The organism is Actinacidiphila sp. bgisy167, assembly GCF_965342175.1.
GTDB lineage: Bacteria > Actinomycetota > Actinomycetes > Streptomycetales > Streptomycetaceae > Actinacidiphila.
The window spans coordinates 1-6,677 of the sequence record NZ_CBDRBL010000148.1 but is presented as its reverse complement, the minus strand read 5'-3'; the positions used below and the strand labels follow the sequence as shown (position 1 = coordinate 6,677).

Sequence of the window (6,677 nt, the reverse complement as noted above, 5' to 3'; positions counted from 1 at the left end):
TATCCGCGCGGCCTCTGAGTGTGCCGGCGACGTGACGTGCGCCCCGGGGCGCACGTTCGGCAGGAGACCTGCCGTACGGCACGGGTGTCGCGGGTGTGCGTCCGGCCCACTGCTGTGACCCCTGGGGTTCGGGAGGTCACAGCGGGGTACACCAAGGGGGCGGATGCCGGGCCCCGCGTCCCTTGACGACGGACAGGAGGCCCTTCCTCCTAGCGGTGACGCTGCGCAGCAGCCCTTCGGCGTGGGGAGTGATGGAGTTGACGCACTGGTACGCCACCTCGTCACCTGTCGCCCGTACCGACGTGTACGTGTACGTGTGCGAGCTGGAGCACCGCGCCGTGGCCGCCGCCGTCGCGCGTCGCACGGCGCGCACCGTGCTGACCGGATGGGCGGTGCCGCAGGAGGCCGTCCACGACGCCGTCCTGGTCGTGTCGGAACTGGTCACCAACGCGGTGGAGCACGCGCTGCCACCGGTCGCCCTGCGACTGCGGCTGCGCCGCGGCGAGGGGGAAGGGTGGGCCGGCGGCAGGGCGATCGTCCGCGTCGAGGTCACCGACGGCGGGCCCGCGCCGCGGCACGGCGCCTGGGCGGCCAGCTGCGGTCCGGGCGAGCACGGCCGCGGCACCGCGATCGTCGACAGCCTCGGGGTCGGTTCCGGTGCCGGGGCCCGCAGCCGCGGCGCCGCCCGGTGGGCGGATCTGCCGGTCGTCTGACCTGGGAGGACCCAGGTGCGGGCGCCCCGGGAGCCAAGGCCGACCCTTTCCGCGGCGCCTGGTAAATCTGTAACGCGTATTTTGTTTGGAAGAAAACCAATCACCCATATGTTGGGATCGGCCAGAGCGTGGTGGTCATGGTCGTACCCCGTCCGGGTGCGGGAAGGGAGGCGCCCGTATGGTGATCGGGTCCCGTCTCTCCACGATGCAGGACTTCGTGGGCGCGGGCGGCCGGGCGTTCGTCGGCGCCATGTTCGCGTTCATCGTGGCCGTGCCCGTCGCCGACCACTTCCTGCCGCGGGACATCCACCTCGCCCATGTGCTCGTCATCCCCGTCGCGCTGGCCTCCGCCTTCGCCGGAGCCGTGCACGGCGCTGTGACGGGGGTGGCGGCCGTGCTGGCGCTCGTCGCGGCCGGGGCCGAGCGGCACACCCTGTCCTCGGAGAACGTGCTCGTCCAGCTCGGCTCGCTGATGGCGCTCTCCGTCTTGCTCGTCCTGATCAGCGTCCTGCGCGAGCGCCGCAGACGCGAGCTCGCGGAGCTGCGCGAGGTGTCGCGGGCGACCCAGGGGGTGCTGCTTCGGCCGCTCCCCGCCCGCGCCGGTCCGGTGACCATCGCCGCGGCGTACCGCAGCGCCGGCGACGGCGACCGCATCGGCGGTGACCTGTACGCCGTCGCCCGCACGGCGCGGGCCACCCGTCTGCTCATCGGCGACGTGCGCGGCAAGGGCCTCGGCTCCATCGGGGACACCAGCACCGTTCTCGGGGCCTTCCGCGCCGCCGCGCACCGGCAGGCGCCGCTGGCTGAGCTCATGCAGACGCTGGAGGCCGCCGTCCGCTGGGAGCTCACCGAGTCGGGGGGCGGGCCGGAGGAAGCCGACCTCGGGGAGCGTTTCGTCACCGCGGCCGTCGTGGAGGTCCCCGACGACGAGCCGTGTCTGCGCGTGGTCAGCTGCGGGCATCTGCCGCCGCTCCTCCTCCACGACGGGCACGTCACCACGTGCGACGTACCGGAACCCGCTCCACCACTGGGCCTGGGCGGCCTGACCAGGAGCAGCTACGCCCCCACCGCCTTCCCCTTCGTCCCCGGTGACCGGCTGCTGCTGTACACCGACGGAGTGACGGAGGCCCGGAACAGCGCCGGGGAGTTCTACCCGCTCATCATCCGGCTCGCCGAGTGGGGCGAGCGCAGCCCCGACAGGCTCGTGGAGAAGATGACCGACGACGTGCTGGCCCACGCGGGAGCCCCGCTGCGGGACGACATGGCCGTGGTCGCGGTCATGCGCGAAGCGCTCGGTGGGCCGCCGCCGAACGTCGGTGCGCAGGCCGGAGCCGACGCGGCGGCGGACGCCCGGACGCAGGGAGCGCGGCCTGCCCGTCGCGGAATGTGACGGCCATGGGCAGGCCCGCTCGGGTGCCGTGTCCCTCGCACACCGTCGGGCCGACATGCCCCCCGGGGCCGCATGAGCCGAGGCCGGCGATCGGCTGCAGGGACTGACGGAGCGCCATGGGGCGTGACCGCCGCAGTCCGGCGATGTCATGGCGGACTGCGGCGGTCACGCCCCATCGGCTCCGCCGGCGACCCCATGCCGCGCCCTGGAGACGGCGGCCGCCGGCATGGCCGCGTGACCGGGGATGCGCGGGCCGGGCGCCGCGCGGCGCGCATGAACGGCGGCATCCCGGTCAGACGTGAGCTGTGTGGGTGCCGGACCGCGTTCCCCCCCGTCGTGGTCCGGCACCCGCGCTTGGCGTCCAGGGGTCGCGGGGGTCGCCGACGGTGCGTTGTGCGCGAGGGATCGCCGTGAGTCGCGATGGGTGTCCGCAACCTTTTGAGCAGCGCGAACACGACCCGGCGGGCGCCTCACCCCAAAGATGGAGGAGTAATCGGGGCATAGGGGTGGCTTTCGGGACGTTACCTGACGCGGGGCTCACGGCCCACGGCGTAGGACTGGAGGAGTCCGCCCTGCACGGGCCGCGTTGCCGAAGGAGTGATGACCATGCGCCGCATCCGCGTCCAGCGACCGAAGAAACCGGCGCCGTCGCGCCCTCCGATCGACCTGCGGACGCCGTCCGGCAAGCCCCTCCCGTACTGACGCCCGCTCCCCAGCACACCGTGCACATCCAGAAGGGTCGCCGAGATGAGCGGCACGTCCCACCGGCCGGTCAGCGCCCTGCCCGCCTTCCGCCCGGTCTTCGCCTACACGCTCAGGCGGCTGCGCTACCTCACCGGAGGCGTCCGCCGTGCGGCCTCGCCGGGTGACGCCCCTCGTGGGCGGCCCGGGTGCGGGCTTTCGGCGCCTCGGTCGGCCACCGGCCGGGGCGCCGGAGACAGGTGGGCGGCCGCCGGCACGAGGCGGCCGCCTACAGGTGACTCCTACGTGCCGCCCGCACGTGGGGGTCCTCCGGACGGCCCACAGGGAGCGCTGTTGCGCGCCCTCGCCGACCGGGTGATCCTTGACGTGATTCGGGTGCGGTGCACCGGAACGCGAGGTGGGCCATGGTCGAGCCAGCGGTGAGGATCCGGCAGGACGGCGACGGTTACGTCGTGACCTGTCCGGGGACCGACGCGGTGGGGCGCGGGCCGACGGAGACCCAGGCGTGGACGAACTTCTGGGCCGCCCTGCACGCCGACTGGAAGCCCCCCGAGGACCTCAAGGCGCGCGAGGGCGAGGACCACGTACGGGGTCTGCGGGTCCTGCGGCTCTTCAGGTGACCGCGGTCGGACTGCCCTGCGTGGAGTGGGTCGGGCGTGTCTCTGCGAGCGTGCGGAGCGTGACGTCAGTGGCCCGTGCTCCGGCGCAGGAGCCAAGACCGTAAGCGCCCGTAGGGCCGTTTCCGAGGCGGATCGCGAGATCGTGGGTGGCCGTGAGCAGCTCGGCGTCGGGCACCGCCTTGGCCACGAGCTGCCATTCCGTCGCCGGGGATGTCAGGCGCAGACCGTCCCCATGGGCGGCAGTCGGCCGTGGGTCAGGTAGCGGTCGACGGCGTCGTCGACGCAGCCGACGGACATGAGGTAGGCGGTGTGGCCGTCGCCGTCATAGGTGAGGAGGCGGCCGGAGGAGAGCTGGCGGGCCAGGGCGCGGGCCTCGGAGTAAGGAGTCGCCGGGTCGCGGGTGGTGCCGACCACCAGGATCGGCGCCGAGCCGTGCGCGGTGACGGGTCCGGCCGGCTGGTCCGCGGGGACCGGCCAGTGGGCGCAGGTCGAGAGCTGGCGGGCGAAGTACCTGCCGAAACGGGGCGAGGTGCGCAGGAACTCGGGGAGTGCTGCGCGCGCCTGCGCCGGAGTGGCGCGTGGACCCAGACTGCCGCTGAGGCAGGTGATCGCGACGTACGCGTCGCCGCTGAAGCCGGAGGCGTCGAGGGCGCCGACGAGTTTCTGGAGTGCAGAGGTGCCGCCGATGCGTACCTCGCGGAGCGCGGCGCGCAGCGTCTCCCACGCGGGCGCCATGAGCCCGTTGGTGACCGCATCGAGGAGGCTGTCGCCGTCGACGACGACGTCCTTGCCCTGCCGTAGCGGGGCGCGGTCGAGGGCGTCGACCAGCGTGTCGAGGATGCGCCCCGCTTCGGTCGCGGAGTGGCCCACGGGACAGCCGGGGCGGGCGGCGCAGTCGGCCGCGAAGGAGTCCCAGGCGATCTGGTAGCCCCGGGCCTGGCCCAGCAGGCTGCGCACGCCGTCGAGCGTCGGATCGACGGCGCCGTCGAGCACCATGCGGCCGACGTGGGAGGGGAAAAGTCCGGCGTAGCTCGCACCGAGGTAGGAGCCGTAGGAGAAGCCGAGGTAGTGCAGCCGCGCGTCGCCGAGCAGGACGCGCAGGAGGTCCATGTCCCTGGCCGATGCGAGCGTGCCGACGTGGGGAAGCAGCCGCCCCGCGCCGCGCTCGCACGCGGAGGCGGTCTCACGGGCGGCTTCGTCGCCCGCCGTCGCGAAGTCCGGCCCGCCCGTCCCCGCCGCGCCCGGCAAGGGGCGCTTTCCCCGCGAGGCGCCGAGCGAGTCGGCGCCGCACCGCACCGGCGTGCTGGAACCGACCCCGCGCGGGTCGACGGCGACCAGATCGTAGGAGGCCCGCACGGCCGGTGAGAACGCCCCGGCGTACGACCACAAAGAGGTGATCGCGGGTTCACCGGGACCGCCAGGATTGAACAGCAACGAGCCGATGCGTGGGGCACCGCTCCCGGTGGCCTTCTTGCGGGTCGCCGCCAGACGGATGTCACCCGCCTCGGGGTGGGCGTAGTCGAGGGGGGCCCGCAGCGTGGTGCACTGGAACGACGGCTGGTCCGGGCAGCGCCGCCAGTCGAGCCGCTGCCGGTAGTAGCCGGCGAGTGCGGGATCAGCCGTCGCCGGGGAGGAGATGCCCGCCGGCGCCGCACGACCGTGCTCCGGTGGGGGTGCCGAGCAGGCGGCCGGCAGGAGTGCCGAGGCGCAGAGGACGGCGAGAGCCACGTGGGGGAGGCCGCGCCGTCCGCGGGATATGGGGCCGGTGGTCCGGGCTGCCTTCGTCACCACGCCGCTCCTTCGCCGTACGGTGCGTGATCAGTGCACCACGCACCGTCCCCGGCGGGAGCGTTCGTATAGGCCGGGGGAGTGACGTCCAGAAGGCGGCCGGGCCGTTGCGCCGCTGTGCGGCCACGGGATGAGGGTCTGGGCAGCAGCCCGCCCCGGGCCCCTGTGCGGGCCCGGGGCGGAGTGACCGCTCGCTGTGAAGAGGGGGTGGAGCGTCAGGCCTGGGTGCGACGCCGGCGCAGCAGGAACACGCCGCCCGCCGCCGCGGCGGCCAGGAAGGACGCGCCGGTGAGGGTCTCGGCGGTGTTCATGCCGGTCGCACCGCCGAAGCCCGTGTCGGGCGCGCCGTAGTCGTTGTCATTGTCGCGGTCGTTGCCACGGTCGTTGCCGCGGTCGTTGTCGTAGTCACGCCCGCCGCGGCCGTGGTGGCCCTTGTGGCACTTGCCGTCGCGGTCGCCGTAGCCGCCGCGGCCGTTGTCGTCACCGCGGCCGTTGTCGTCACCGCGGCCGTTGTCGTCACCGCGGCCGCCCCGGCCGTGCCCGCCCCACGAGCACTTGTCGCGGCCGTGGCCGCCACGGCCGTAGTCGCCGTAGTCGTTGTCGTAGTCGTCACCGTACTCGTCGTCGTCGTGCCCGCCGTGTCCGCCGTGTCCGCCGTGATCCCGGTCGTCGGGGTCGTCGTCGTTCGGCCCGGTGCCGGGCGGGGTGGTCGGGGTGGTCCCGCCGTCGCGGTCACCGGTCGTGGTCGTGGGGGGAACGGTGAGGGTGCCGACGCTGCCCTGGTCGGACTTCGGGCCGACCATGCAGCTGACGGTGATGGTGTAGGTGGTGGCCGGCGCGTCCTCGGGGATCGTGAAGGTACCGGTCAGCGGACCGCCCGGGGTCGCAGCGCTCAAGTTCAGGGCGTTGCGCAGCAGACCGGACGGGAAGGCGTTGGCGTTCACCATCGCGCCGGGCGTCTGGCAGACCTCCGAGTTGGCCGTGACGGTGACGGAGCGTCCGTTCTGGGCGACGTTGACGTCGACCACGGCGAAAGCCTGCGCGTTCGGAAGGACCACTGCCGCAGCGGTCATCGTCGCCATCGCCAGGATACGAGCACCACGCATCGAGCTGAACCTCCTTGTGGACGGGGCAGGCGGGATGTGGCCCCCGGCACGACTGCCAGCGCGTCCTCGAGACCTATATGGCGATCATCCGCACCCGCCCCGCACCTCGAGACCGGCGAAGGCGTTCGGTCGAACGGGGTGGGGAGGTGTTGCCGCCCAGGGCGTTATCGCAGGTGGGAGTGGGTGTGACGACCCGGATAAGAAAAATGTGAAGAGATGTCCAACCGGGTGACGGAGCATCAGTTAATCTTGGGTCAGCAAGCCGCGAGGACGCTGCCTCCCGCAGGGAAGCGACTACTGACTTTCCCGTCAGGTCCTTTTGTGCTGCCCCGGTATGGCCCCAGAATGGCATTGACCT

5 protein-coding genes are annotated in these 6,677 nt (G+C 73.1%); 3 read left to right on the top strand and 2 right to left on the bottom strand.

Going from position 1 to position 6,677, the window contains the following annotated elements; genetic code table 11:
* Positions 1 to 215 precede the first annotated feature (215 nt).
* The 3 genes from ACRWND_RS29965 to ACRWND_RS29955 all read left to right on the top strand — a co-directional run bounded on the left by ACRWND_RS29965 (position 216) and on the right by ACRWND_RS29955 (position 3,425).
* On the top strand, positions 216 to 713 hold the full coding sequence (locus ACRWND_RS29965; protein ID WP_431954979.1) for an ATP-binding protein: 498 nt from the start codon (positions 216 to 218) through the stop codon (positions 711 to 713).
* Positions 714 to 891: 178 nt separating this feature from the next.
* A complete protein-coding gene (locus tag ACRWND_RS29960; RefSeq protein ID WP_431954977.1) occupies positions 892 to 2,103 on the top strand; it encodes a PP2C family protein-serine/threonine phosphatase in 1,212 nt (403 codons plus the stop codon).
* 1,106 nt (positions 2,104 to 3,209) lie between these two features.
* Entirely contained in the window at positions 3,210 to 3,425 is a 216-nt protein-coding gene (locus ACRWND_RS29955) for a hypothetical protein (protein WP_431954975.1), read from the top strand.
* A 213-nt stretch (positions 3,426 to 3,638) separates the two neighbouring features.
* On the opposite strand, the gene ACRWND_RS29950 is transcribed toward ACRWND_RS29955, so the two are convergent.
* Both ACRWND_RS29950 and ACRWND_RS29945 read right to left on the bottom strand, forming a co-directional pair.
* A complete protein-coding gene (locus tag ACRWND_RS29950; protein WP_431954973.1) occupies positions 3,639 to 5,213 on the bottom strand; it encodes an alpha/beta hydrolase in 1,575 nt (524 codons plus the stop codon).
* 215 nt (positions 5,214 to 5,428) lie between these two features.
* Positions 5,429 to 6,319 carry a hypothetical protein gene (locus tag ACRWND_RS29945; protein ID WP_431954971.1) on the bottom strand — a complete coding sequence of 297 codons (891 nt, stop codon included), beginning with the start codon at positions 6,317 to 6,319 and terminating at the stop codon, positions 5,429 to 5,431.
* Positions 6,320 to 6,677 lie beyond the last annotated feature (358 nt).